22 protein-coding genes are annotated in these 21,512 nt (G+C 67.3%); 3 read left to right on the top strand and 19 right to left on the bottom strand.

The genetic code is table 11. The features are described 5' to 3' along the window. Nucleotides 1-34: 34 nt before the first annotated feature. From INR38_RS21200 to INR38_RS21250, 11 genes are all read right to left on the bottom strand, one after another. Nucleotides 35-994 (bottom strand): Gfo/Idh/MocA family oxidoreductase, encoded by a 960-nt coding sequence (locus INR38_RS21200; protein ID WP_207442932.1) that lies wholly within the window; start codon nt 992-994, stop codon nt 35-37. Between the two features lie 82 nt (nt 995-1,076). After that, nucleotides 1,077-1,946, bottom strand: coding sequence for a class III extradiol dioxygenase subunit beta (locus INR38_RS21205; protein WP_207442931.1), 870 nt, complete (start codon nt 1,944-1,946; stop codon nt 1,077-1,079). A 1-nt stretch (nt 1,947) separates the two neighbouring features. Further along, nucleotides 1,948-2,403 (bottom strand): protocatechuate 4,5-dioxygenase subunit alpha, encoded by a 456-nt coding sequence (gene ligA, locus INR38_RS21210; RefSeq protein WP_034395671.1) that lies wholly within the window; start codon nt 2,401-2,403, stop codon nt 1,948-1,950. Between the two features lie 48 nt (nt 2,404-2,451). Continuing rightward, a complete protein-coding gene (locus tag INR38_RS21215) occupies nt 2,452-3,369 on the bottom strand; it encodes an amidohydrolase family protein (protein WP_013801815.1) in 918 nt (305 codons plus the stop codon). Nucleotides 3,370-3,382: 13 nt separating this feature from the next. Beyond that, nucleotides 3,383-4,066: a 4-carboxy-4-hydroxy-2-oxoadipate aldolase/oxaloacetate decarboxylase gene (gene ligK, locus INR38_RS21220; protein WP_071956256.1), complete on the bottom strand. Its 684-nt coding sequence runs from the start codon at nt 4,064-4,066 to the stop codon at nt 3,383-3,385. 33 nt (nt 4,067-4,099) lie between these two features. Beyond that, a complete protein-coding gene (locus INR38_RS21225; RefSeq protein ID WP_012206251.1) occupies nt 4,100-5,128 on the bottom strand; it encodes an amidohydrolase family protein in 1,029 nt (342 codons plus the stop codon). Nucleotides 5,129-5,177: 49 nt separating this feature from the next. Further along, nucleotides 5,178-6,560, bottom strand: coding sequence for an aromatic acid/H+ symport family MFS transporter (locus INR38_RS21230; RefSeq protein ID WP_063325670.1), 1,383 nt, complete (start codon nt 6,558-6,560; stop codon nt 5,178-5,180). Between the two features lie 101 nt (nt 6,561-6,661). Further along, entirely contained in the window at nt 6,662-7,786 is a 1,125-nt protein-coding gene (locus INR38_RS21235; protein ID WP_207442930.1) for a 4-oxalomesaconate tautomerase, read from the bottom strand. 180 nt (nt 7,787-7,966) lie between these two features. After that, on the bottom strand, nt 7,967-8,485 hold the full coding sequence (locus INR38_RS21240; RefSeq protein ID WP_034395652.1) for a hypothetical protein: 519 nt from the start codon (nt 8,483-8,485) through the stop codon (nt 7,967-7,969). A gap of 184 nt (nt 8,486-8,669) precedes the next feature. Then, nucleotides 8,670-9,680: a tripartite tricarboxylate transporter substrate binding protein gene (locus tag INR38_RS21245; RefSeq protein ID WP_207442929.1), complete on the bottom strand. Its 1,011-nt coding sequence runs from the start codon at nt 9,678-9,680 to the stop codon at nt 8,670-8,672. After that, nucleotides 9,677-10,540: an amidohydrolase family protein gene (locus INR38_RS21250; RefSeq protein ID WP_207442928.1), complete on the bottom strand. Its 864-nt coding sequence runs from the start codon at nt 10,538-10,540 to the stop codon at nt 9,677-9,679. The genes INR38_RS21245 and INR38_RS21250 overlap by 4 nt, the downstream gene beginning before the upstream one ends. A 122-nt stretch (nt 10,541-10,662) precedes the next feature. On the opposite strand from INR38_RS21250, the gene INR38_RS21255 reads away from it, so the two are divergent. Together INR38_RS21255 and INR38_RS21260 are read left to right on the top strand one after the other, a co-directional pair. Then, nucleotides 10,663-11,550, top strand: a complete 888-nt coding sequence (locus INR38_RS21255) for a LysR family transcriptional regulator (protein ID WP_047327543.1) — start codon at nt 10,663-10,665, stop codon at nt 11,548-11,550. Between the two features lie 150 nt (nt 11,551-11,700). After that, entirely contained in the window at nt 11,701-12,477 is a 777-nt protein-coding gene (locus INR38_RS21260) for an SDR family oxidoreductase (RefSeq protein ID WP_063325673.1), read from the top strand. 124 nt (nt 12,478-12,601) lie between these two features. Here the strand turns inward: INR38_RS21260 and INR38_RS21265 are convergent, their stop codons facing one another. Both INR38_RS21265 and INR38_RS28765 read right to left on the bottom strand, forming a co-directional pair. Further along, entirely contained in the window at nt 12,602-13,018 is a 417-nt protein-coding gene (locus INR38_RS21265) for a phage late control D family protein (protein WP_242699144.1), read from the bottom strand. A 23-nt stretch (nt 13,019-13,041) separates the two neighbouring features. Then, entirely contained in the window at nt 13,042-13,266 is a 225-nt protein-coding gene (locus INR38_RS28765) for a hypothetical protein (RefSeq protein ID WP_242699145.1), read from the bottom strand. A gap of 433 nt (nt 13,267-13,699) precedes the next feature. Here INR38_RS28765 and INR38_RS21270 point away from each other — a divergent pair, with 433 nt between their 5' ends. Beyond that, the gene (locus INR38_RS21270; protein WP_012206260.1) at nt 13,700-14,125 is read left to right on the top strand and encodes a transcriptional repressor; all 426 of its coding nucleotides are present in this window, start codon (nt 13,700-13,702) and stop codon (nt 14,123-14,125) included. A gap of 113 nt (nt 14,126-14,238) precedes the next feature. Here INR38_RS21270 and INR38_RS21275 read toward each other — a convergent pair whose 3' ends face one another. The 6 genes from INR38_RS21275 to INR38_RS21300 all read right to left on the bottom strand — a co-directional run bounded on the left by INR38_RS21275 (nt 14,239) and on the right by INR38_RS21300 (nt 21,305). Continuing rightward, the gene (locus tag INR38_RS21275) at nt 14,239-15,603 is read right to left on the bottom strand and encodes a DUF3526 domain-containing protein (protein WP_207442927.1); all 1,365 of its coding nucleotides are present in this window, start codon (nt 15,601-15,603) and stop codon (nt 14,239-14,241) included. Next, nucleotides 15,600-17,027: a DUF3526 domain-containing protein gene (locus tag INR38_RS21280; protein ID WP_207442926.1), complete on the bottom strand. Its 1,428-nt coding sequence runs from the start codon at nt 17,025-17,027 to the stop codon at nt 15,600-15,602. The genes INR38_RS21275 and INR38_RS21280 overlap by 4 nt, the downstream gene beginning before the upstream one ends. Next, nucleotides 17,024-17,839, bottom strand: coding sequence for an ABC transporter ATP-binding protein (locus tag INR38_RS21285; protein WP_207442925.1), 816 nt, complete (start codon nt 17,837-17,839; stop codon nt 17,024-17,026). Before INR38_RS21285 ends, INR38_RS21280 begins: the two co-directional genes overlap by 4 nt. 8 nt (nt 17,840-17,847) lie before the next feature. Continuing rightward, complete coding sequence (locus INR38_RS21290) at nt 17,848-20,049, bottom strand: TonB-dependent siderophore receptor (RefSeq protein WP_207442924.1); 2,202 nt, start codon at nt 20,047-20,049, stop codon at nt 17,848-17,850. 117 nt (nt 20,050-20,166) lie between these two features. Further along, complete coding sequence (locus tag INR38_RS21295; RefSeq protein WP_071956267.1) at nt 20,167-20,556, bottom strand: DUF2946 family protein; 390 nt, start codon at nt 20,554-20,556, stop codon at nt 20,167-20,169. Nucleotides 20,557-20,690: 134 nt separating this feature from the next. Continuing rightward, complete coding sequence (locus INR38_RS21300; protein ID WP_012206266.1) at nt 20,691-21,305, bottom strand: TetR/AcrR family transcriptional regulator; 615 nt, start codon at nt 21,303-21,305, stop codon at nt 20,691-20,693. Between the last annotated feature and the right edge of the window lie 207 nt (nt 21,306-21,512).

Raw genomic sequence — 21,512 nt, forward strand, 5'->3', positions numbered from 1 at the left:
AAACATGGTGCGCTGCGACGGCTCGCCGGGCGGGTCAGGCCTGCAGTTGCTGCTCGAGGTCGTGCAGGACCTGATAGCAGGGCAGCACCTGGGCCACGCTGGAATTGGGGTCGCGGCCTTCGCGGATGGCGGCGAAGAACTCGCGGTCCTGCAGCTCGATGCCGTTCATGGACACATCGACCTTGGAAACGTCGATCTTCTCCTCCTTGCCGTTGACCAGATCGTCATAGCGCGCGATGTAGGTGCCGGTGTCGCCGATGTAGCGGAAGAAGGTGCCCAGCGGGCCGTCGTTGTTGAAGGACAGGCTCAGCGTGCAGATGGCGCCATTGGCGGCCTTGAGCTGGATGCTCATGTCCATGGCAATGCCCAGCTCCGGATGGATGGGGCCTTGCACGGCGTTGGCCTTCACGATGGGGCTGCCGGCCTGGTAGGCGAACAGGTCCACGGTGTGGGCGGCGTGGTGCCACAGCAGGTGATCGGTCCAGCTGCGGGCCTGGCCCAGCGCGTTCATGTTGGTGCGGCGGAAGAAATAGGTCTGCACATCCATCTGCTGGATGTTGAACTCGCCGGCCGCGATCTTCTTGTGCACCCACTGGTGGCTGGGGTTGAAGCGGCGCGTATGGCCGCACATGGCCACCAGGCCGGTCTGCTTTTGCAGATCGGCCACGGCCTGGGCGTCCTTGAGGCTGTCGGCCAGCGGGATCTCCACCTGCACATGCTTGCCGGCCTTCAGGCATTCGATGGCCTGGGCGGCATGCATCTGCGTGGGCGTGCACAGGATCACGGCGTCCACCTCGGGCAGGGCCAGGCTGTCGGCCAGCTCGGTGGTCACATGTTGGATGCCGTACTTGTCGGCCACTTCCTGGGTCTTGGCCAGCTCGCGGCCCACCAGGGAGACGACTTCAACGCCGTCGATGTTCTTGATGCCGTCCAGGTGCTTGATGCCGAAGGCACCGGCGCCCGCCAGGGCGACTTTGATGGTCTTGTTGCTCATATGAGTCTCCGTAGAGCCGCCTCAAGGAGGCGAAGGCCCCCTCGGGGGGCAGTGAATACACGCAGTGATGAACGTGGGGGCCTCAGCCGTTCTCCAGGATGAGATGTCCCACGGCCGTATTGGACGCGGGCACATGGTAGAAGCGGTGGTTGACCTTGGGCAGCGGCGCGGGGCCATCCACATCGGCCATGGCACCGCGCGCGATCAGCCACATCACCAGCTCGATGCCTTCGGAGCCAGCCTCGCGCACGTAGTCGATATGCGGCATCTTCGCCAGGCCGGCCGGATTCTCGATCAGCAGGTCCAGGAAGCGGTTGTCCCACTCCTTGTTGATCAGGCCCGCACGCGCGCCCTGCAGCTGGTGGCTCATGCCGCCCGTGCCCCAGATCTGCACGTTCAGGTCTTCGTCGAAGCTTTCCACGGCGCGGCGGATGGCACGGCCCAGGTTGAAGCAGCGCTGGCCCGACGGCACGGGGTACTGCACCACGTTGACGGCAAACGGAATCACCGGGCAGGGCCAGGCGCCCGTTCGAGCGTCCTGCTGGCCGCACATCAGCGACAGCGGCACGGTCAGGCCGTGGTCCACGTCCATCTTGTTGACGATGGTCAGGTCGAAGTCCTGCTGGATCACCGACTGCGCGATGTGGCTGGAAAGCTCGGGATGACCGACAACCTTGGGCACGGGGCGCGGGCCCCAGCCTTCGTCGGCGGGCTGGTATTCAGCGGCCGTGCCGATGGCAAACGTCGGGATGAAGTCCAGGCTGAACGCGGTCGCGTGGTCGTTGTAGACCAGGAAAATCACGTCGGGCTTGTTGTCCTTGAGCCATTGGCGCGAGTGCTCGAAGCCCTTGAACAAAGGCTGCCAATAGGGCTCGTCTGCCTTGCCCAGGTCCATGGCCGCGCCGATGGCGGGCACATGCGAGGTGTAGACGGATGCGGTGATGCGCGCCATGTCAGTTGCCTTCCTTGTTCTTGTTCGCTGCGCCGGCCAGGCCCTGCGGCTGGCGGTGGGCCTGGGCATCGCCCTCCTCGCCCACGCGGCGGTTGCCTTCGGCCGAACGGCCTCCGCCCACCATCATGTTGCGGTATTCCTCTTCGGACATGCCGGTCATGGAGCCTGCCATCTGCTGGAAGCTCTTGCCGTCCGTGGCGCCGATCTTGGCCAGGAAGTAGATGTTGCCGCCCGTGCGCATGCACCAGTTGAGGTCGCGGGCCAGCACGGCCTGCTTCTGTTCCTCGCTCATGGCCCATTCGTCCAGGTAGGCACGTTCGTCGGCCTTGAAGCGCTCGCGGTTCTCGGCCTTCATCAGCGACATGCAGAACTGGTTGAGCCAGTAGCCTTTGCGGGACTGCTCGGCATCAAAAATGATGGTGCCGGGCACGTCCAGATAGGGTTTGTCCAATGCCATGGATATCTCCTTGAATATGTCCGGCACCCAGGCCGGACATGGTTGCCTTCAGGCCTCTTCGGGCCAGTAAAGGCGCATGGGGTTGTCCACCAGCAGCTTGCGCTGCAGTTCGGCCGTGGGGGCGATGTGCGGGATGAAGTCGACCAGCAGGCCGTCATCGGGCATGTGGTCCTTGAGGTTGGGGTGGGGCCAGTCGGTTCCCCACAGCACGCGGTCGGGGAACTCCTCGACCACGCGGCGGGCGAAGGGCACCACGTCACGGTAGGCATTTTGCTCGCCGTCCAGCGCCTTGGGGCCGGTGACGGACAGGCGCTCTGGGCAGCTGACCTTGCTCCAGACGTTCTGGTGCTCGCGCATGAACCTGAGGAACAGCTCGAACTCGGGGCCGTCCACGGGCTTGTTCACATCGGGGCGGCCCATGTGGTCCACAACCACGGTGGTGGGCAGGCTGGTGAAGAAGTCCCACAGCTCGGGCAGGTCCACGGCCTCGAAGTAGATGACCACGTGCCAGCCGAGCTTGGCGATGCGGCCCGCGATCTCCAGCAGCTCGTCCTTGGGCGTGAAGTCCACCAGGCGCTTGACGAAGTTGAAGCGCACGCCGCGCACGCCGGCGGCGTGCAGCTCCTGCAGTTCCTCATCGGTCACGCTGCGGCGCACCGTGGCCACGCCGCGCGCCTTGCCGTTGGCGGCCTTGCAGGCATCGACCATGGCGCGGTTGTCGGCGCCGTGGCAGGTGGCCTGCACGATGACGTTGCGCGCAAAGCCCAGGTGGTCGCGCAGCGCGAACAGCTGCTGCTTGCTGGCGTCGCAGGGCGTGTACTTGCGCTCGGGCGCGAAGGGGAATTCATCGCCGGGGCCGAAGACGTGGCAGTGGGCATCCACGGCGCCTGCGGGCACCTGGAACTTCGGCTTGGAGGGGCCGGCGTACCAGTCCAGCCAGCCGGGGGTCTTCTCGAAATTGCTCATGCGCTTCTCCTCCTCAATCGATATAGCGCAAGCCGGCCTTTTCCAGGGGCTCGCGCATCTTGTACATGTCCAGGCCCAGCACGCCGGAAGCCAGCTTGGCGCGCTTCTCGCCCTCGAAGCTTTCGCGCTTTTGCGCGGCTTGCAGCGTGGCGGCGGCCTTGGCGGCGGGCACGCAGACCACGCCGTCATCATCGGCCACGATCACGTCGCCGGGCGTGACCCACATGCCTGCGCAGACCACCGGGATGTTGACCGAGCCCAGCGTGGCCTTGATCGTGCCCTTGGAGGAGATGGCGCGGCTCCACACGGGGAAGTTCATTTCCTGCAGCGTCTTCACGTCGCGCACGCCGGCATCGATGATCAGCGCCCGTGCGCCGCGCGCCTGAAAGCTGGTGGCCAGCAGGTCGCCGAAGTAGCCGTCCGTGCATTCCGAGGTCACGGCCGCGACCACGATGTCGCCGGGCTGGATCTGCTCTGCGGCCACATGCATCATCCAGTTGTCGCCGGGCTGCAGCAGCACGGTGACGGCCGTGCCCGAGACCTGCTGGCCCGCATAGATGGGACGCATATAGGGCTTGAGCAGGCCCACGCGGCCCATGGCCTCGTGGACGGTGGCCGAGCCCAGGGCGGCCAGGCCATCGGCGGCTGCGCGGTCGGCGCGCTGGATGTTGCGGTAAACCACACCGAGTTCGTACATGGTGTTCTCCTTGGATCTGTGGTGGCGGCCTGCTTACAGGCCCTTTTGCTTGAGGGCGGCGTCCATGCGCGGGAACACGCGGCGCGCGTTGCCCTCGTAGACCTGGTAGCGCTCCTCTTCGGTGAGATTGGCCGTGGCCTCGATGTAGCGCTTGGTGTCGTCGTAGTAGTGGCCCGTGGTCGGGTCGATGCCGCGCACGGCGCCGATCATCTCGCTGGCGAACAGGATGTTCTTGACGGGGATCACCTTGGTCAGCAGGTCGATGCCGGGCTGGTGGTAGACGCAGGTGTCGAAGAAGATGTTGTTGAGCAGGTGCTCGTCCAGCAGCGGCTTCTTGAGCTCCTGCGCCAGGCCGCGGAAACGGCCCCAGTGGTAGGGCACGGCGCCGCCGCCATGGGGGATCAGGAACTTGAGCGTGGGGAAGTCCTTGAACAGGTCGCTGGTCAGGCACTGCATGAAGGCCGTGGTGTCGGCATTCAGGTAGTGGGCGCCCGTGGTGTGGAAGCACGCGTTGCAGCTGGTGGAGACGTGGACCATCGCGGGGATGTCGTACTCCACCATCTTTTCGTAGATGGGATACCAGGAGCGGTCCGACAGCGGGGGCGAGGTCCAGTGGCCACCTGAAGGATCGGGGTTCAGGTTGATGCCCACGTTGCCGTACTGCTCCACGCACTTGACCAGTTCGGGGATGCAGGTGGCGGGGTCCACGCCCGGCGACTGCGGCAGCATGGCGGCCGGGATGAAATGCTCGGGGAACAGCTCGCTGACGCGGTAGCACAGCTCGTTGCAGATGGCGGCCCAGGTGCTCGATGTCTGGAAGTCGCCGATGTGGTGGGCCATGAAGCTGGCGCGCGGGCTGAAGATGGTGAGATCGGAGCCGCGCTGCTTCATCAGCTTGAGCTGGTTGGTCTCGATGGTCTCGCGGATCTCGTCGTCGCTGATCTTCAGGTCGCTGGCCCTGGGGGCCTTGGACGGGTCCTTGAGGCCTGCGATCTGCAGGTCGCGCCAGGCGCCCAGGGCCGCGGGCGCGGTGGTGTAGTGGCCGTGTACGTCGATGATCATCGGATGGTCTCCTGCGTCTTTATGGGGTGGGAATGTGTCAGTGGAGGGGTCAGTGGAGGGGTGCGGCAGGCGCCGCGCCGCCCTGCGGCTCGGGACTGCTGTACTGCTTGATGATGAGGGCGGCCATGGCGATCACGCCCGGAATGGCCACCACCGCAAAGATCTCGCTGAAACCCAGCTGGCGCGCCGACAGCTCGGCCACCAGGAAGGAGCCCGCAATGCCGCCGAAGCGGCCAATGCCCAGCATCCAGGCCACGCCCGTGGCACGGCCCCGCGTGGGGTAGTAGGCGGCGGCCAGCGCCGGCATGGACGACTGGGCGGTGTTCATGATGGTGCCGGCCAGGAAAACGGCCACCACCAGCCAGCCCAGGTGGCCAGCCGTCTGGCCTATCCACCAGATGGAGGCCGCCGTCAGCGCATAGCCGATGGCGATGATGCGGTTGGCATTGAAGCGGTCCATGAGCCAGCCGAACAGCACGGCGCCCACGCCGCCCAGCGGGAACAGCGCGGCCACCAGGGTGCCGGTCTTGGGGTCCAGGCCCGCTTCCCTGAACAGCACGGGCATCCAGTTCATCAGCGCGTAGAAGATGACCAGTCCCATGAAGTAGGCGATCCACAGCATGATCGAGCCCACGCGGTACTCGCGCGACAGCACCACGCCCATGCCGCTGCTGGCCTGGGATTCGGGCTGGGGCTTGGACTCGGTCATCACGAAGCGCTGCACGCCCTGCACGGCATCACCGGCAATGCGCGCCAGCACCTTGCGGATGCGCTCGGCCGGGTAGTTGTTGGCCACCATGTGGCGCACCGACTCCGGCAGCAGCACGATCAGGGCCACCAGCAGCAGCAGCGGCGCGGCGCCGCCCAGGATGAGCACGCTGCGCCAGCCGAAATGCGGAATCATCCAGGCCGCCAGAAAGCCGCCGAAGGCCGCGCCCAGCGGAAAGCCGCAGAACATGGCGTTGGTCAGCGTGGCACGGCGCGAATCAGGGCAGTACTCGCTCATCAGCGTGACGGCATTGGGCATGGCGGCGCCCAGGCCCAGGCCGGTGACGAAGCGCAGCACGGCCAGCGTCCAGATGTCGGGCGAAAAGCCCGAAGCCAGGCAGGACACGGCAAACACCGCCACCGAACCCACCAGCACGGACTTGCGGCCCAGCCGGTCAGCCAGCGGACCAGAGAACAGGGCGCCTGCGGCCAGGCCGAACAGCGCCGCGCTGAGCACGGGCGCCAGTGCAGGCTTGCTCACGCCCCACTCGCCGATCAGCGAGGGCGCGATGTAGCCGATGGCCGCCGTGTCAAAGCCATCGAGCAGAACGATCAGGAAACACAGCGCAAAGATCACCCACTGGAATCCCGAAAACGGGTGCTCGTTGAGCAGGGTCTGCACATTGACGCCGGTTGCTGCGGCGTCCTTCTGGACGGATGTCATGACTTGTCTCTTCCACTGTCTCTCGGCCTGGCGGATACCGCATCTGCGCGCGCGACCCGCCCCTTGCACTGCAGGGGCCGGCAAGCCCCTGCGCTGTTTCTTCAGTCCTGCCTGCGGCCGTCCCAGGCCGAGCGCGGCACCATCACTTCGCCACGCATCAGCAGGCGCGCCGTGCGCAGCAAGGCGGCCTTGGTCACCACCTCGGGGTGGGCCGGGTCGCTGTCCAGCGTCACGCTGAATTCGCCCGTGGGATGCTCCACCGACACCGTGAGCGGGCCCGCGCCCTGCGTGAGCTGCGCCACGCCGTCGCACACGGTGCCCGGCATCTTCACGGCCGTGCCCACGGTAACGGCTGCCAGCACGCCGATGGCGTCATGGCAGACGTGGGGGATGAAGCTGCGCGTGGTCAGCGCGCCGCCATGCTGGGGCGGCGCGATCAGCGTCATCTTGGGGTAGTTCTTGGCCGAGACATCGCCCAGGCCCATGGTCCGGGAGATCTGCAGGCGCAGCGCCTCGATGCGGCGCTTGAGATCGGTGTCGGCGTTGAGCTCGGCCACGGTCTCCAGGCCGGTGGCGCCCACGTCGGCGGCCTTGAAGATCACCAGCGGCATGCCGTTGTCTATGCAGGTGACGTCAAGCGTGAAGTCTTCGAAACCCTCGCCCGTCACCGTGACCGTGTCCCGGGGCTTGCCCGTGGGCAGCAGGCCCGAGCAGACCGAGCCGGCCGTGTCCAGGAAACTGATCTCGATGGGCGCCGAGCTGCCGGGCGCGCCGTCGATGCGGGCCGAGCCTTCGTACTCCACCTGGCCGCCGGGCGTCTGCACGGTGATGTCGGCCGCCATGCCGGTGTTCAGCGTCAGCACGCGGAAGGTGCTGGTCTCGCCGCGCGAGAAGACCATGCCGGTCTCCAGCGCAAAGGGAACCACGCCGGCCAGCATGTTGCCGCAGTTGGGCGTGGTGTCCACCGTGTCCTTGTCGGGCTGCAGCTGGGCGAAGAGGAATTCGAGGTCGATGCCCTCCTTGTCGGAGAGGCTGACGATGCCGACCTTGCTGGTCAGCGGATGCGCGCCACCCACGCCGTCGATCTGCCGCTTGTCGGGCGAGCCCATGGCCGCGAGCAGCACGCGGTCACGCGTGGGCAGGTCGGAGGGAAGATCGGTGGCCCGGAAGAAGGGGCCCTTGGAAGTACCGCCCCGCATCAGCAGGCAGGGAATGGCCGTTTGCATGGCTGTCTCTATCAGTATGGGTATGACAGCTATTGTGAGCATGGCGCGGGCCAGGCACCACTGAGCAAGCCCGCTAGCAGCTATAGCAAACCGGCATAGCTCAGTGCCAGGCTTGCGCTGCGGGTTGCGGCGCCCGTGCGCCGCAACTGCTTGATACAACTTATTTTTGTGCGGTGCCGCTCAATCGCGGCCATGGCCCCGGCCGCGATCATGGCCATGCCCGGGGCCACGGTGGTCATCACCACGCCCGCCATGGCGATCGTGGCGGTCGTCACGGTCCCAGCGGCGGTCATCGCGGCGGTGTTCCCATTCGCGGTGGCGGCGCTCCTCGCGCCAGCGCGGATCGGGACGCGGCGGCCCGGCATGCCAGTGCGGCGGCGGGTTGCGCAGGAAGTACACCGGGCGGCCGCAGGCGCCGTAGCGGGCGCAATGCTTGCCCCAGTGCTTGGCGTGGCCCGGGGGCACCCACATGTAGACAGGCGGCGGGGCCATGGGGGCCGGCGCAATGATCACGGGGCGCTGGTACAGCAGCGCTGGCGGCGGCGCGTTGCCGATGTCCACGGTGCCGTAGACGCCCGGTGCCAGCTGGCCCGAGACCGAGCCGCTGATATAGGTCTGCGCCTGGGCCGCAAGGGCCGAGCAGGCCAGCGCAAAGGCGGCCGCAGCGCGCAAGGTGGTTCGCAAGGTGAGCAGGGCCATGTTCTTTTGAAGTGGGTGAAACAGGAAAGGCCCCGTTTCTACCAAGCGCGCGGGGCCGCGTGGGCCGCTGCGCCTGAAAAGGTGTAAGAACCCGTTCAGGCCAGCGCCCGTTCCTGTTCAACGCGCCAGGGCTGCCTGCGGTGCACAGCAGACCGCAATGGTCCGCTTTCTGGCCTGCACGCGCTCAGTCCAGCTTGAGCCGGGAATCCTTCACCACCTTCTGCCATTTGGCGATCTCGGCGCGGCGGAAGGTCTCCAGCTCGGCCGGCGTGGAGCCTATGGGCTCGGCGCCTATGCCAGCCAGCCGCTCCACGATGGCGGGTTCGCGCAGCACCTTGGCCAGCACCGTGGACAGCCGGTTCACGATGGCCTGCGGCGTGCCGGCCGGCGCAAAGATGGCGTTCCATTCATAGGTCTCGTAGCCGGGCACGCCCGACTCGGCAATGGTCGGCAGCTCGGGCGCGGCCTTGGAGCGCTCCAGCCCGCCCACGGCCACCGCGCGCAGCTTGCCGGTCTTCACGTGCTGCCAGGCCGAGCCCATGCTGGCAAACATCAGCGGCACCTGGCCCGACATCACATCCATCATGGCCGGGCCGCCGCCCTTGTAGGCCACATGGTGCAGTTGCGTCCTGGCCAGCAGGTTGAACAGCTCGCCCGCCAGGTGCTGGGCCGAGCCCGGGCCTGCGGACGCAAAGTACAGATGCCCGCCCCCCTCGGAGCGGCCGGCCTGGATCAGGTCCTGCACGCTCTTGATGGGCGACGAAGGCGCAACCACCAGCACATTGGGCACGCGCAGCAGCAGCGAGACCGGCGCGAAGGCCTTGAGCGTGTCGAACTGCATGCGCGCGTGGATGGCGGGATTCTGCGCGTGGTTGGAGGCATCGAGCATCAGCGTGTAGCCGTCGGGCTGGGCCTTGGCCACCTGGGCACCGCCGATCATGCCGCCTGCCCCGCCCCGGTTCTCGATCACCACGGGCTGGCCCAGCTCGGCAGCCAGCCTGGGGCCGATCAGGCGCGCCACCACATCGACGGTGCCGCCGGGCGGATAGGTCACGACCAGGGTGACGGGGCGATCGGGGTAGTTGGCCGCTGCAGCCGCCGCAGCCGCTGCGGCCGGCGCGGCTATGCCGGTAACAGCCGAAAGCAGGCCTGCGGCCACCCACAGGCTGGCGGTGCGTCTGGACAGGGAATTCATGGTGTGTCTCCTTGGTTTGGCATGTCGTTTTGGAATCGGAACAGCTCGAAGGCGGTGCGGCCCAGCACGGCCTGCAGGGGACCGGCATCGTCCAGCCAGTCCTGCATCCAGCGCACGGCCGCCGGATAGCTGGCCTGGCCGGCGTGCTGCGTGTGCGGCCAGTCGCTGCCCCAGAGCAACCGCCCGGCCGTGAAGGCCTGCAGCAATTGCGCGGTGGCCTGCCGGCCCGAGGCGGCGCAGTCGGCGGCCCGCCAGATGCGGTAGGGCGCAGACAGCTTGACCCACACACGGCCGCTGTCGGCCTGCTGCAGCAGATAGCCAAAGCCAGGGTCGCGCACGCCCAGGGCCGGGTCAGGACGCCCGAAGTGGTCAACCACCACGCGGCAGCCGGCGGCCAGCAAGGCGGGCAGCAGGTCCGGCAAGCGCTCGGCCTGCAGGTGCAGCTCCACATGCCAGCCCAGGGTGTTGGCCTGCTCCAGCACGCGGCGCCAACCGGGCGCATTCAGATCGGGCAAAGGCAGACCGATCAGGTTCAGGCGCATGCCCACCACGCCGGCATCGGCCATAGCCTGCAGTTGTTCATCGCCCGTGCTCTCATCCACCACGGCCACGCCGCGCAGGCGCTGCGGCTGGGCGTGTAGCGCCTGGAGCAGGTAGCTGTTGTCCGTGCCCAGAAAGCTGGGCTGCACCAGCACGCCATGGGCCAGGCCGTGCGTGTCCAGGTGGTGCAGATAGGTGCCCAGGAGCGCGTCCTCTTCGGGCGCATAGCGGCGCGCATCCGGCATGGGCAGGCCACGCTCGAAGACATGGGCGTGGGTATCGACGCTGGACGCAATGGCGAACCGGGGCACTGCAGACACGGGAAGAACTCCTTGTGGGTTGCGCCACGCAAGGCGCGGCGCTGGGGGCATGGGGCCGGATTCTAGGAACGGGGGGTATATATTTCCATTCTTCAAAATGGATTTATTCATACCGGATCAATATGGAAACCCGGCATCTGCGCTACTTTCTCGCGGTGGTGGACCAGGGCAGCGTCAGCCGCGCAGCCGACTGGCTGGGCATTGCACAGCCGGCCCTGAGCCAGACCCTGGCCCGCATGGAAAAAGACCTGGGCGTGCAGTTGTTCCAGCGCTCACGCCAGGGCGCCCTGCCCACCCCGGCCGCCCTGGCCATGCTGGACGATGTGCGCACCAGCGTGGCCCGCATAGATGCCGCCGCCAGCCGCGCGCGCGAGATCGCCAGGGGCAGTGCGGGCCAGTTGACCGTGGGCCTGGTGTCCTCGGCGCTGTTCGGCACCCTGCCCCGCGCCCTGCGCGCGTTGCGGCAGCAGGCGCCCGGCGTGCGAGTCATCCTGCGCGAGATGAGCAATGCCGAGCAGGCCGAGGCCCTGCAGACCGGCGCCATCGATATCGGCCTCATGCACACGCCCGTAGCCGTGGGCGGCCGCATGCGCGAGCGCCAGCTGCTGCGCGAGCGCCTGGTGGCCGCCGTGCCCGATGAATTCCAGATCGGCGAGGACGGCCAGGTCAGCCTGGCCCAGATCGCCGAGGCCGGGCTGGTGATGTACCCGCAGGCGCAATTGCCCGTGCTGCATGCCGGCATCCTCGACGCGCTGCGCAAGGCCGGGCACGAGGCCCATGTGGCGCAGGAAGCCAACCGCACCCTCACCGTGCTGGCTTGCGTGGCCGGCGGCTGCGGCGTGGCCCTGCTGCCCAGCTGGATACGCTCCATGGACTTTCGCGGCGTGCGCTTTTGCGAGGTGCGTGACGGCCAGGCCCTGCCCAGCCTGGACCTCAGCGCCATCTGGCCCGCACGCTCCACGCCCACGCTGGCCGACCTGTTCGCGCACCTGGAGCTGGGCGAAGACTGAGCGCTCCCTAGCGCGCTGCGACCATGTGCAGCGCGGCACGGCCCGGCACCACCGAGCGCGGCCCGGCGCCCGTGCAAGAAGCGGGATGCGCGTCCGCCTGCGCCGCACTACAAACCGCTTTCCCTTATTCACGGAAAGAAAAGGTGCGAGATGCAGCCATCGCCACAGCAACTCCACGGAAAAGTCGCCCTCATCACGGGCGCCAGCTCAGGCATAGGACGCGAAGCCGCCAGGCTGTTTGCCCGCCACGGCGCCAGGCTGGTCCTCACGGCCCGCCGCCAGCCGGAACTGCAGACGCTGGTGGCAGAGATCGAGCAGGACGGCGGCCAGGCCATCGCGCTGGCCGGCGACGTGCGGGACGAGCCGCTGGCACAGGCGCTGGTCGAGACCGCCACGGCGCGCTTTGGTGGCCTGGACATCGCCTTCAACAATGCCGGCATGACCGGCGATCCCTGCGCCCTCCCCGATCTCTCGCTGCAGGCCTGGCAGGACGCCATCGCCACCAACCTCACCAGTGCCTTTCTGGGCGCCAAGCACCAGATACCGGCCCTGCTGGCACGCGGCGGCGGCTCGCTGATCTTCACGTCCACCTTCGTGGGCCATACGGCGGGCCTGCCCGGCATGGGCGCCTATGCCGCCAGCAAGGCCGGCCTCGTCGGCCTCACCCAGGTCATCGCAGCCGAATACGGCCCCCGCGGCCTGCGCGCCAACGCCCTGCTGCCCGGGGGCACCGACACTCCCATGGGCCGCGCCAGCACCCCCACGCCCGAGGCGCGCGCCTTCGTCGAAAACCTGCACGCGCTCAAGCGCCTCGCCACGCCCGCAGAAATCGCGGCGGCGGCGCTGTTTCTGGCGTCGGACGCGTCCAGCTTCATCACGGGGACGGCCATGGTGGTCGATGGTGGCGTGTCCATCAACCGGACTTGAACGAGATCCCTGGCCGGCATGCCCCGGGCCAGGGGCCGCAGCGCCTGGACCGCATCTGTCCCCGTCCTGGCCATGCCTGCCCGTGCAACTTCAGGGCCTCGCTGCAATGGCGGTCCGGCTTGATTTACTGCTCCAGCTGCCGGGCGTGGATGTTTTGCGGATCGCCTGCGCCGGCCTTTTCAGGAGGATGGAAAGGAATGGATTCATCCCCGGGCAATGCGCTGTGCGAGGCATGCTCGAAGAAGAAGTAGATGCCTTCGTGCAGCATCCACCGAGGGACAAGGTCGCAATCGCTTTCGTTGAATTGAACGCAGCAGTACCCGCTGCGATAGCCGCGCGTGAGTTTCTTTCGCAGCGGATGGCCATAGACGCCCAATACCTGCTCGATGATGACGGGCACGGTCTGGTTCTGGAAGATGCGAAAGTCGCTCCTGCGTTTGGCCAGCCACAGCCAGGGGCTCAGGCGGGCCTTGCAGGCGTGGCCGCGGTGGACCTGGCCCTGCATGCCCAGGCGGGCGACGATGCCGTCCATGTAGCGCATTGCGCCGCCCTGGATTTGTATTCCTATGGTGGTGCTTTACCCAACAGGGCCTTGGCGAAGATGCTTTCGCTGAGCATTTCCCAATCGTGGCGGAAAGGCCGGCTGATCTTTTTCCGCCCGCGCAATTCGAGAAAATGCACTTCATCGCCCAATCGGCTGTGGATCGCGACTCGGCATGTCATTGCGCAAACCACCCTGGGTGGCAGTTCCAGGGCAGCCTCCTTTCCCCTTTCAAGGAAACGGATCATGGACAAACGAAGCGCATTGAGGCAATCTACCCGTATTGGCAATACACTGTCCATGTAAGTAATTGCATCTCACCTTGGGCCAGCGCCACCTCCTGCAGCCCTGACGGTAAGCACCACACATACCCTCATTCCAAGCACTCTTCAATCAATAGATCAATTACATCCCATTACAGCATTGTTGACGGCTATGGCATTTAACCAGCGCATAAGGTCCATCGAATGCTCACCACATATACTCGCGAAAACTGGCAGGAATGGAGCATCTGGTGTCTGTCAAATGGAATTTCTTCCCCTTGGGGCAGAGATCCATTGCACACACTGCATCTCCATGCTTGTGGGACCCGCAGGTAAACACAGTGTAAATTTCAGCTGTGAGCGCTCGTGAGCACTGATTAATCGCGTCGAGATTGTTATAGTAAATAACGGAACCACCATGACTAGACACACTCAGCCCATCGTGGAGCGCTTGTTCAGGCCTATGGAACGCTCGACCCGTCAACGCAGCTCGATACGCACGGTCATGGAAGAGGCTGGACGCCCCTTGCTGCCGGCCGAGATCCTCGGCGCAGCGCAGCGCGAGGTGCCAGCCATCGGGCTGGCCACGGTGTACCGCAACATCAAGCAGCTGATGGAAGCGGGCGAAGTGCAGGCCGTGGACCTGCCCGGCGAGGCCACGCGCTACGAACTCAGCGGTCGCGCCCACCACCACCATTTCCGCTGCATGAGCTGCAACCGCGTGTTCAACGTGCCCGGCTGTCCGGGCGACATGCAGCGCATCGCCCCCGAAGGCTTTGTGGTGGAGCGCCATGAGATGACGCTGTACGGCGTCTGCAGCGACTGCCACCAGAACGTGCAATAACAGGGAGCCGCCCGCCTCAGGCTCAGCCTCGGGCCCACGGATCAGGAAGATGACAGCCATGGTGCAGGCCCCGCCTGAACCATGGCTGTTTCCTTTTTCACCCGCCCTTGGCCTCAGCGCCTGCCCGGCCGCACGCGGCCTGCGGCAACACCGCCGGCCAGCAAGGCCAGCGCAGCCACCACCCACAGCATTGCCGTCTGCCCCCAGGCCTGTCGCTCAGGCCGTGGGCTGGCCGTGAAGACGGGCTGGGCTGCAAAATCCTGCGCACCGAATGTGCGGTCCTCAAACAGGTAGGGATAGAGGAAGGCGCGCAGGCGTGCGTGAAAGGCGGCGATGTCGTCCTGATAGGCCAGTTGCGCCAGCAGGTCGGTGCCGGCCTGGCGGTGCAGCGCAGCCTGCACGCCCACGCCGGGCAGCAGCCAGCCCAGGCGTCCGGTCCAGGCCTGGCGTGCCTGCAGGCCGGCGCGGTAGGCGGCGAACTGGGATGCGACACTTTCGTCGCCGAGCTGCTGGAAGGCGTAGTACCACTTCCAGTGAAAGCCTGCAGGCAGCGCCGCGGTGTCGCGCCATTCGGGGTGGCTGCGGAAAAAGCGCTCCATGGTCTGCTCGCGCGGCAGGTCCCAGGCGCCATGCACGGTCTGGCGCTGGGCCAGCATCAGCTCCACGCCCTGGCTCACGGGGATGGCGCGCGACAGCGCGGCATTGGCCAGCGTGGGCAGCACCAGGGTCAGCACGGCCCAGCAGCCCATGAGGGCCATGGCATTGGCGACCGAGCTGCCGCCCAGGGCGGCAACCACCAGGCACAGGCCGCTCCAGAAAACCACATAGGCCGTGGCGGACAGCAGCACCGTGGCAAGGGCACCCGCCGCTGCCCCGCCAGCCAGTGCGCCTGCCAGGGCAGGCAGCGCCACGCAGGCCAGCACCAGCACGGAACGCAGTCCCGCGCGGCGCAGCCACAGCCGCCGCCCGGTGCCAGGCATGGCCTGCAGCATGCCCAGGCGGCCCGATTCGCGCTCGCCCGAGACCAGATCGTAGAGCAGCGCAATCAGGAACAGCGGCACCAGGTAGACCAGCACAAAGGCGAAGTCGAAGCGGCCCGCCAGCGCCAGTTCCGGGTTGAAGCTTTCGCCTTCATGCAGCTGTGCCTGCAGCGCCAGGGCGCGCACGCGCAGCACATAGGGCGCGGCATCGCGCAGGCCCAGGGCAAGAAAGGCCGTGGACGATGGCGCATCCCAGGTGGCGTGAAAGCCGTAGTAGGCCACCGAGCCTGCGTCGCCGGACTGGGCATGCCGGCTTGCCTGGGCCGCCATGTCCTGCTGCTGCAGTTGCGCAAGGCGGTCCAGGGTCAGGCGTTGCGAAGCGATCTCGCGCAGACCAGACAGCACGGCCAGCGTGGACAGCAGCAACAGCAAGGCCAGGGCGCACAGCGCCAGGCGCGAGCGCGTCAGAAGACGCCATTCATGCAGGAGCCAGCTCATCGCGCCACCCTCCCCAGCCGTTGCGTGGCCAGTAGCAAGGCCACCGTCAATACAGCCAGCCATGCCAGCAGCACATAGGCGGCAGGCGCCGCGCGACGCAGGGCCGCCAGCGGTGGATCGGGCTCATGGTGGAAATCGGAGACGCCGCGCCAGTGCTCGTGGCCGATGCGGTTGTCGCGGCTCGATCGGTCGCCCGCATAGCTGAGCTTGTCCACCTGCAGGCGGTTGAGGGCCTGCACCATGCGGTAGCGATGCTGCTCGGCCTGCTCCAGAAAGCGCCGGTAGCCTTGCAGGTCGGTCCCGGCCACGGCCATGGACAGGCGGCGCAGCGCGAGCACGGGGCTGATCAGGGCAAATGCGTCAGCCCGGCGCAACTGCTCGGCCTGCAGATCGAAGCTGGCCTCGGCATGGCGCCTGAAGAGTTCACTCGTCAGCCGCTCGCCTTCCATGCCGACCAGGCCCTTGTAGTTGACGGGCAGGTCCTCGACGCGCGAGACACCGTACTGCGCCAGCACCCTGGCGCGGAAAGCGGCGAAATAGGGATCGTCGGGATTGTGGCTGTCGCCCAGCGCCGCCAGCTCGCGCGCGGTGGCGATGTCGGTCTCGAAGCGCGTGGGCAGCGCCAGGGCAGATCCCACCAGCTCCGGCACCAGACGGGGCAGCAGCACCACGGCGACGGCCCAGGCCGCCAGCAGGGCCAGCAAGGCATCGCGCCCGCGCCGCATGAAGGCCGAGACAGCGACGATGCCCACCGCCCAGAGCATCAGCCACAGCACATGGCCTGCCGCCAGCGTGGCCACCAGGCTGATGGGCACCGGCGTGGCCACGGCCATCCAGGCCAGGGCCAGCAGGGCCGGCAGCAGCACCAGGGCCGCCACGCCCGCCAGCGCCAGCAGCTTGCCGGCCACGAACTGCCGCGTGCCCACGCCCTGGGCCAGCAGCACGCGCAGGGTGCCGGCCTCGCGCTCGCGTGCAATGCAGGCATGGCCCATGAAGATCAACAGTAGCGGCGCCAGCACCTGCAGCACAAAGGCCGGCGTGAGCTGGCCGAACCGCAGCAGCAGCGAGGACTGGCGCACATCGCCGAAGTTGGCGCTGTTCTGGCGGTGGCCCTCCAGAAACAGCGTGTGGCCGGTGTAGGCGTCGATGCCCGCATCAAAGGCCGCCAGCGGATTGAGCGGGCGGAACACGAAGTGGCCGTAATGCACCATGCGGTGCGGATGGCGGTCGGGCTGGGCTTCGAACTCGCTGTCCACCTGGGACTGGTGGCGCTCGCGCTGGGCCTGGGCCGCGCTGCGCTGGTCCCAGGCGGTGAAGGCGGCAGCGGCGCTGAGCAGCAGCCACAGCGCCATCCCCAGCACGGCCACGCGGTCGCGCAGCAGCAGGCGCCATTCCTCGCGCGCAATGGTCCAGGCCGCGCTCATGCCGCCGCTCCCTGCGTGTCGGCTTCAATGTGCGTGTCCGTGCCCGTGTGCGTGTCCGTGCCCACCCCTGCATAGTGGCGGTGCAGTGCGCGCACATCGAAGCGCTCCTCGCCGCTGGCCGCCACTTCCTCGACCAGGCGCCCGCCTGTGATGAAGCCCATGCGGTCGGCCACGTCGGCGGCGCCCAGCAGGTCGTGCGTGACCATGAGAATGGCCACGCCCTGGCCGCGCAACTGCATGAGCAGCCGGCTGAACTCGGCCGTGGCCTGCGGGTCCAGGCCCGAGGTGGGTTCGTCCAGCAGCAGCGCCGGCACCCTGCGCGCCAGCGCCAGCGCAATCGCCACCTTCTGGCGCATGCCCTTGGAAAAGCCGGAGACGCGCCGGTCGTGCGCGGCAGCGTCCAGCCCTGCGGCAGACAGCGCCTGGCCGATGGCACCGGCCACGGCCGGCTGGCCCGCCAGCTCCAGCAGGTAGGCCACGTTCTCGCGCGCACTCAGGTGCTCGTACAGCGCCACGTTCTCGGGGATATAGGCGATCAGGGCACGCGCCTGCGCAGGCGCCGTCACCGGGTCCACGCCCTGCACGCGCACCTGTCCGCTGCGCGGCCGCACAAAGCCCAGCAGCAGGCTCAGCGTGGTGGTCTTGCCCGCGCCGTTGGCGCCCAGCAGCGCATAGATCTCGCCCGCATGCACGGCCAGGTCCAGGCCCTGGAGGATGGTGCGCTCGCCGTAGTCCACCACGGCGCCCAGCGCTTGGAGCACGGGCGTGGAAGCAGAAGTGGGGTTGGAAGAAACAGGAAGGGATGGATGCATGGCGGGGCTCAGAACTTTGCTTGAAGGCCTACGGTGACGGTGCGGGCCGTGCCCGGCGTCACCCACAGCCGGCTGTACGAGCTGGTGTAGTAGGTCTTGTCAAAGAGGTTGTCCACGTCCAGCGTCAGGCGCAGCGTGGGGCTGATGCGCCAGTAGGCAACCAGCTTGGCCGTGGTGTAGCTGGGCAGCTCGAAGGCGGCCTTGCCGGCATCGGCCTCGGCCTGCGTGCGGGCCTGGCCCAGGCGCTTGCCCATGTGGGTGATGCCGCCGCCGATGCCATAGCGCTGGCCGTTGGAGAAGGCGTTCTCGTAGACCGCCAGCACGCTGCCATTGACCTTGGGCACGTTGAGCAGGCGCCCGCCCACCTCCAGCGTGTTGTCGCGGGAGATTTCCACATCGTTGAGCACCAGGCTGGCATTCAGGCGCCAGCGCTGCGTGACCTGGCCGGCGAAGTCGAATTCCAGGCCCCGGCTGCGGATCTCGCCGGCCGAGACCGAGTAGCCAGCGTTGCCCGGGTCGGCCGTCAGCACATTGCGCTTGCGGATGTCGAACAGCGCGGCCGTGGCACCCATGCGCTGGTCGGCGCTTTCCCACTTGGCGCCCAGCTCCATCGAACGGCCGGATTCGGGGCTGAAGCCCGCACCGGCCACATCGATGCCCACGTTGGGCCGGAACGAGCGGCCCGCGTTGGCATAGAAGGTCCATTGCGGCAGCGGCAGCCAGCTCAGGCCAAGGCGCGGCGAGGTCGAGGTCGGGTCCTGCTGCGTGGTCGCCCCCGTGCGGCGGTTGTGCAGCGACTGGTCGTAACGGTCCATGCGCAGGCCGGCCACCACGCGCCATTGGGGCGAGAGCTTGATGGCGTCCTGCAGGTAGAACGCCGTGTTGCGCTGCCGCTCGAAGGTGTCGGTATTGGCCGTGGGCACGGGGCGCGCGCCGCCGTAGATGGGGTTGTAGATGTTGATGGCGTAGGGATTGGCCGCCGTCGGGTTGGCGCGCAGCATCAGCGTGTCCATCTCGAAGCGAAAGCTCTCCAGGCCCAGCAGCAGTTCGTGCTCGACGGTGCCCGTTTTCACCGTGCCCTGCAGCTCGGCCTGCACGGCGATGTCGTCGGACTGGTAGTCGCGAAATCGCCGCTGGCGCGTGAGGTCGCCATTGGCCAGCAGCGCGTGCGGCTCGGTGGAAAAACCGTTGATCGAGGTTTCTCGATAGGACAGGCCCAGGCGGCTGCGCCACTGCGCATTCCACTCATGCGAGAGGATGAACTGGTGGGTGCGGTTTTCCACCGTCACATCGCCGTCGCCCGGCTCGCCCAGGAAGCGGCTGCGCGAGATGGCGCCCAGCCGGTCGCCCACGGCCACCACGCCGCGGTCCAGCGGCGTCTTGTGGCGCAGCAGCTCGCCCGAGTACTCCAGCACCGTATCGCGCCCCAGCTTCCAGGTGAAGGCCGGTGCGATCACCTGGCGGCTGGCGCCCACGAAATCGCGGAAGCTGTCGCGGTCCTCCACGGCGATGTTGAGCCGGTAGGCAAAGTTCTCGCCCACCGGTCCCGTGGTGTCCAGCGCGCCACGCCGCAGGCCGTAGCTGCCCGCATAGGCTTCCACGGAATGCGAAGGCGTCCACAGCGGGCGCTTGGAGACCACGTTCAGCGTGCCGCCCGGCTCGCTGCTGCCGTAGAGCGCAGCGGCCGTGCCCTTGAGGAACTCGATGCGCTCCACGCCGGCCAGGTCACGCGGCGCATTGAAGCCGCGCCCCGAGGAAAAACCGTTGAACAGGGTGGCCATGCCCACGTTCTGGTCGCCGGGCAGGCCGCGGATGACGATGTTGTCCCACAGCCCGCCAAAGTTGTTCTGGCGCGAGACGCCGCCCACGTAGTCCAGCACGTCGTCAAGCTTGGTGGCGCCCAGGTCGTCCATGGCCTGGCGCGTGATCACGCGCACCGACTGCGGCAGCTCGCGCAGCGGCAGGTCGGTCTTGGCGCCGGCCGCCTCGTCGGTGTGATAGGCGCCCGAGGCCGTTCGGCCCACGACTTCCACGGCAGGCAGCAGGGTCTGCTCCTGCGGGGAAGCGGAGGCGGAGGCGGGGCCGGGGCCGGAGGACGGATCCTGGCCTTGGGCCAGCGCAGGCATGGACAGGAAGGCGGCAGCGCTCAGGGCAAGCGGCAGCGGGCGAAGGCGGGGAAGCGGCTTCGCGGGGAAGAAGAAGGCAGTCATGTTGAAAACGGGCACAGGCGCATGCCGCCGGCATCCACAGCCGGCGCGCGCAAACACGGACATGCCGCCGGCACCAATGGGCGCTGGCGGCAGAGAAGGAGAAAAGTGCTTGCGGGTTCAGCGCGGCGGGTCGCGCGATGCAAAGGCCCAGCGGTTCTGCGAGGGGATGGTGCCGCCCACGGTGCGCGGCGGCACCCTCTCAGGCGGCGCGGCCACGGCCAGCGGCAGGCCGAAGTGCGGCAGCCAGGCCGCCGCATGCGGTGCATGGCCCATGCACCATACGCAAACGGCTTCGGCAGCTTCGACGACTTCAGCCTTTTCGCCAGCCTGGCCGCGTTGGCCGGCCTGGCCGGTCAGCGCATCATCTTCGCAGCCGTTGAGGCCTACAAAAGCCTGTGCAGGCCCGGCCACCGCCTGCCGGATATGCGTTGCGCCGTGCAGGGGCATGCCAATGGCCGTGTTGAAGAACACGGCCAGCAATAGCAGGCGCAAAACAAGCAGACGCATAAGACGGCGATCTTACTATTGACAGTTAAATATCATTAACAACCCGCCGCCATTTTCTGCACAGGGCCGGGACAGCAGCGCGGGAATATGCCACCGGCATGTGACAGGCCGATTGGCGATTTTCAGCCTTGCGCCTATTTATCTGCCGGTCCCACGCCCCGGAAGAACATGTCGCAGATCTGGTCCGCCACCTTCTCCAGCGAGCCCTTGCGGGGGTTGAACCAGGACTGTATGGAGTTGATGCTGCCCAGGATCATGATGCGCGCCAGGTGGATGTCGGCGTCGGCCCGCAGGCGGCCTTCGGCACGCAGGTCTTCCAGCAGGCCGCTCCAGAATTTCTGGTGGCGCTCGCGGCGCTTGATCTGGCGCTCGCGCACCTTGTCGGGCAGCTGGCCCAGCAGCCGGCCGTGGGCCAGGGCGAAGTCGCCATGCTTTACCAGCCCCGCCATCTGGCCCAGCACGGCTGCGCGAAAGCGCTGCTCGGCCGTGGCGTCGGCGCCCAGGGCGGCAAGGCGCTCCTGCTGCTGGCTGATGATGCGGTTGCCGCCCTGCTCCATGACCTCGTCCACCAGTTCCTCCTTGGAGGCGAAGTGGTAGTAGATGCTGGCGGCCTCGATCCCGGACTGCTCGGCAATGTTGCGCATGGTGGTGGCAGAGTAGCCCTGCTCACCGAAGGTACGGGCGGCCAGCTTGAGAAGGGTCTCGCGGGTCTCGTTGCCGTCGTGGGCGCTGGTCTGCCTTCTTGCCATGTCTGCCAGGTGGTGGATCGTTGTAGTGCGGCGATCCTAACAGGCTGTTGGTAGCGCGCCAATCAAGCGTTCGGTGCCTGCCGCCCGCCGACTGCCGCATGGCCGGGCCGCGAAATCCGATTCAAGAATCACCCTTGAAACAACTGCAGACTGCAATGGCTTAGGCAATCGGTAAGCCGATGCGCTTGTCCTGTATAGACAGAAGGC

Origin of the sequence: Delftia sp. SD018 (assembly GCF_017355445.1) — a bacterium.
GTDB classification, from domain to species: Bacteria; Pseudomonadota; Gammaproteobacteria; order Burkholderiales; family Burkholderiaceae_C; genus Comamonas; species Comamonas acidovorans.

Bases quoted from the DNA above. Each gene is read 5' to 3' on its own strand.
- INR38_RS21205 (WP_207442931.1), bottom strand. From the start codon at position 1,946: ATGGCGCGCATCACCGCATCCGTCTACACCTCGCATGTGCCCGCCATC.
- INR38_RS21240 (WP_034395652.1), bottom strand. From the start codon at position 8,485: ATGGCCCTGCTCACCTTGCGAACCACCTTGCGCGCTGCGGCCGCCTTT.
- INR38_RS28765 (WP_242699145.1), bottom strand. From the start codon at position 13,266: ATGATCCGTTTCCTTGAAAGGGGAAAGGAGGCTGCCCTGGAACTGCCA.
- INR38_RS21245 (WP_207442929.1), bottom strand. From the start codon at position 9,680: ATGAATTCCCTGTCCAGACGCACCGCCAGCCTGTGGGTGGCCGCAGGC.
- INR38_RS21265 (WP_242699144.1), bottom strand. From the start codon at position 13,018: ATGCGCTACATGGACGGCATCGTCGCCCGCCTGGGCATGCAGGGCCAG.
- ligK (WP_071956256.1), bottom strand. From the start codon at position 4,066: ATGTACGAACTCGGTGTGGTTTACCGCAACATCCAGCGCGCCGACCGC.
- INR38_RS21285 (WP_207442925.1), bottom strand. From the start codon at position 17,839: ATGCATCCATCCCTTCCTGTTTCTTCCAACCCCACTTCTGCTTCCACG.
- INR38_RS21200 (WP_207442932.1), bottom strand. From the start codon at position 994: ATGAGCAACAAGACCATCAAAGTCGCCCTGGCGGGCGCCGGTGCCTTC.
- INR38_RS21225 (WP_012206251.1), bottom strand. From the start codon at position 5,128: ATGATCATCGACGTACACGGCCACTACACCACCGCGCCCGCGGCCCTG.
- INR38_RS21255 (WP_047327543.1), top strand. From the start codon at position 10,663: ATGGAAACCCGGCATCTGCGCTACTTTCTCGCGGTGGTGGACCAGGGC.
- INR38_RS21280 (WP_207442926.1), bottom strand. From the start codon at position 17,027: ATGAGCGCGGCCTGGACCATTGCGCGCGAGGAATGGCGCCTGCTGCTG.
- ligA (WP_034395671.1), bottom strand. From the start codon at position 2,403: ATGGCATTGGACAAACCCTATCTGGACGTGCCCGGCACCATCATTTTT.
- INR38_RS21275 (WP_207442927.1), bottom strand. From the start codon at position 15,603: ATGAGCTGGCTCCTGCATGAATGGCGTCTTCTGACGCGCTCGCGCCTG.
- INR38_RS21300 (WP_012206266.1), bottom strand. From the start codon at position 21,305: ATGGCAAGAAGGCAGACCAGCGCCCACGACGGCAACGAGACCCGCGAG.
- INR38_RS21290 (WP_207442924.1), bottom strand. From the start codon at position 20,049: ATGACTGCCTTCTTCTTCCCCGCGAAGCCGCTTCCCCGCCTTCGCCCG.
- INR38_RS21230 (WP_063325670.1), bottom strand. From the start codon at position 6,560: ATGACATCCGTCCAGAAGGACGCCGCAGCAACCGGCGTCAATGTGCAG.
- INR38_RS21235 (WP_207442930.1), bottom strand. From the start codon at position 7,786: ATGCAAACGGCCATTCCCTGCCTGCTGATGCGGGGCGGTACTTCCAAG.
- INR38_RS21270 (WP_012206260.1), top strand. From the start codon at position 13,700: ATGACTAGACACACTCAGCCCATCGTGGAGCGCTTGTTCAGGCCTATG.
- INR38_RS21295 (WP_071956267.1), bottom strand. From the start codon at position 20,556: ATGCGTCTGCTTGTTTTGCGCCTGCTATTGCTGGCCGTGTTCTTCAAC.
- INR38_RS21260 (WP_063325673.1), top strand. From the start codon at position 11,701: ATGCAGCCATCGCCACAGCAACTCCACGGAAAAGTCGCCCTCATCACG.
- INR38_RS21215 (WP_013801815.1), bottom strand. From the start codon at position 3,369: ATGAGCAATTTCGAGAAGACCCCCGGCTGGCTGGACTGGTACGCCGGC.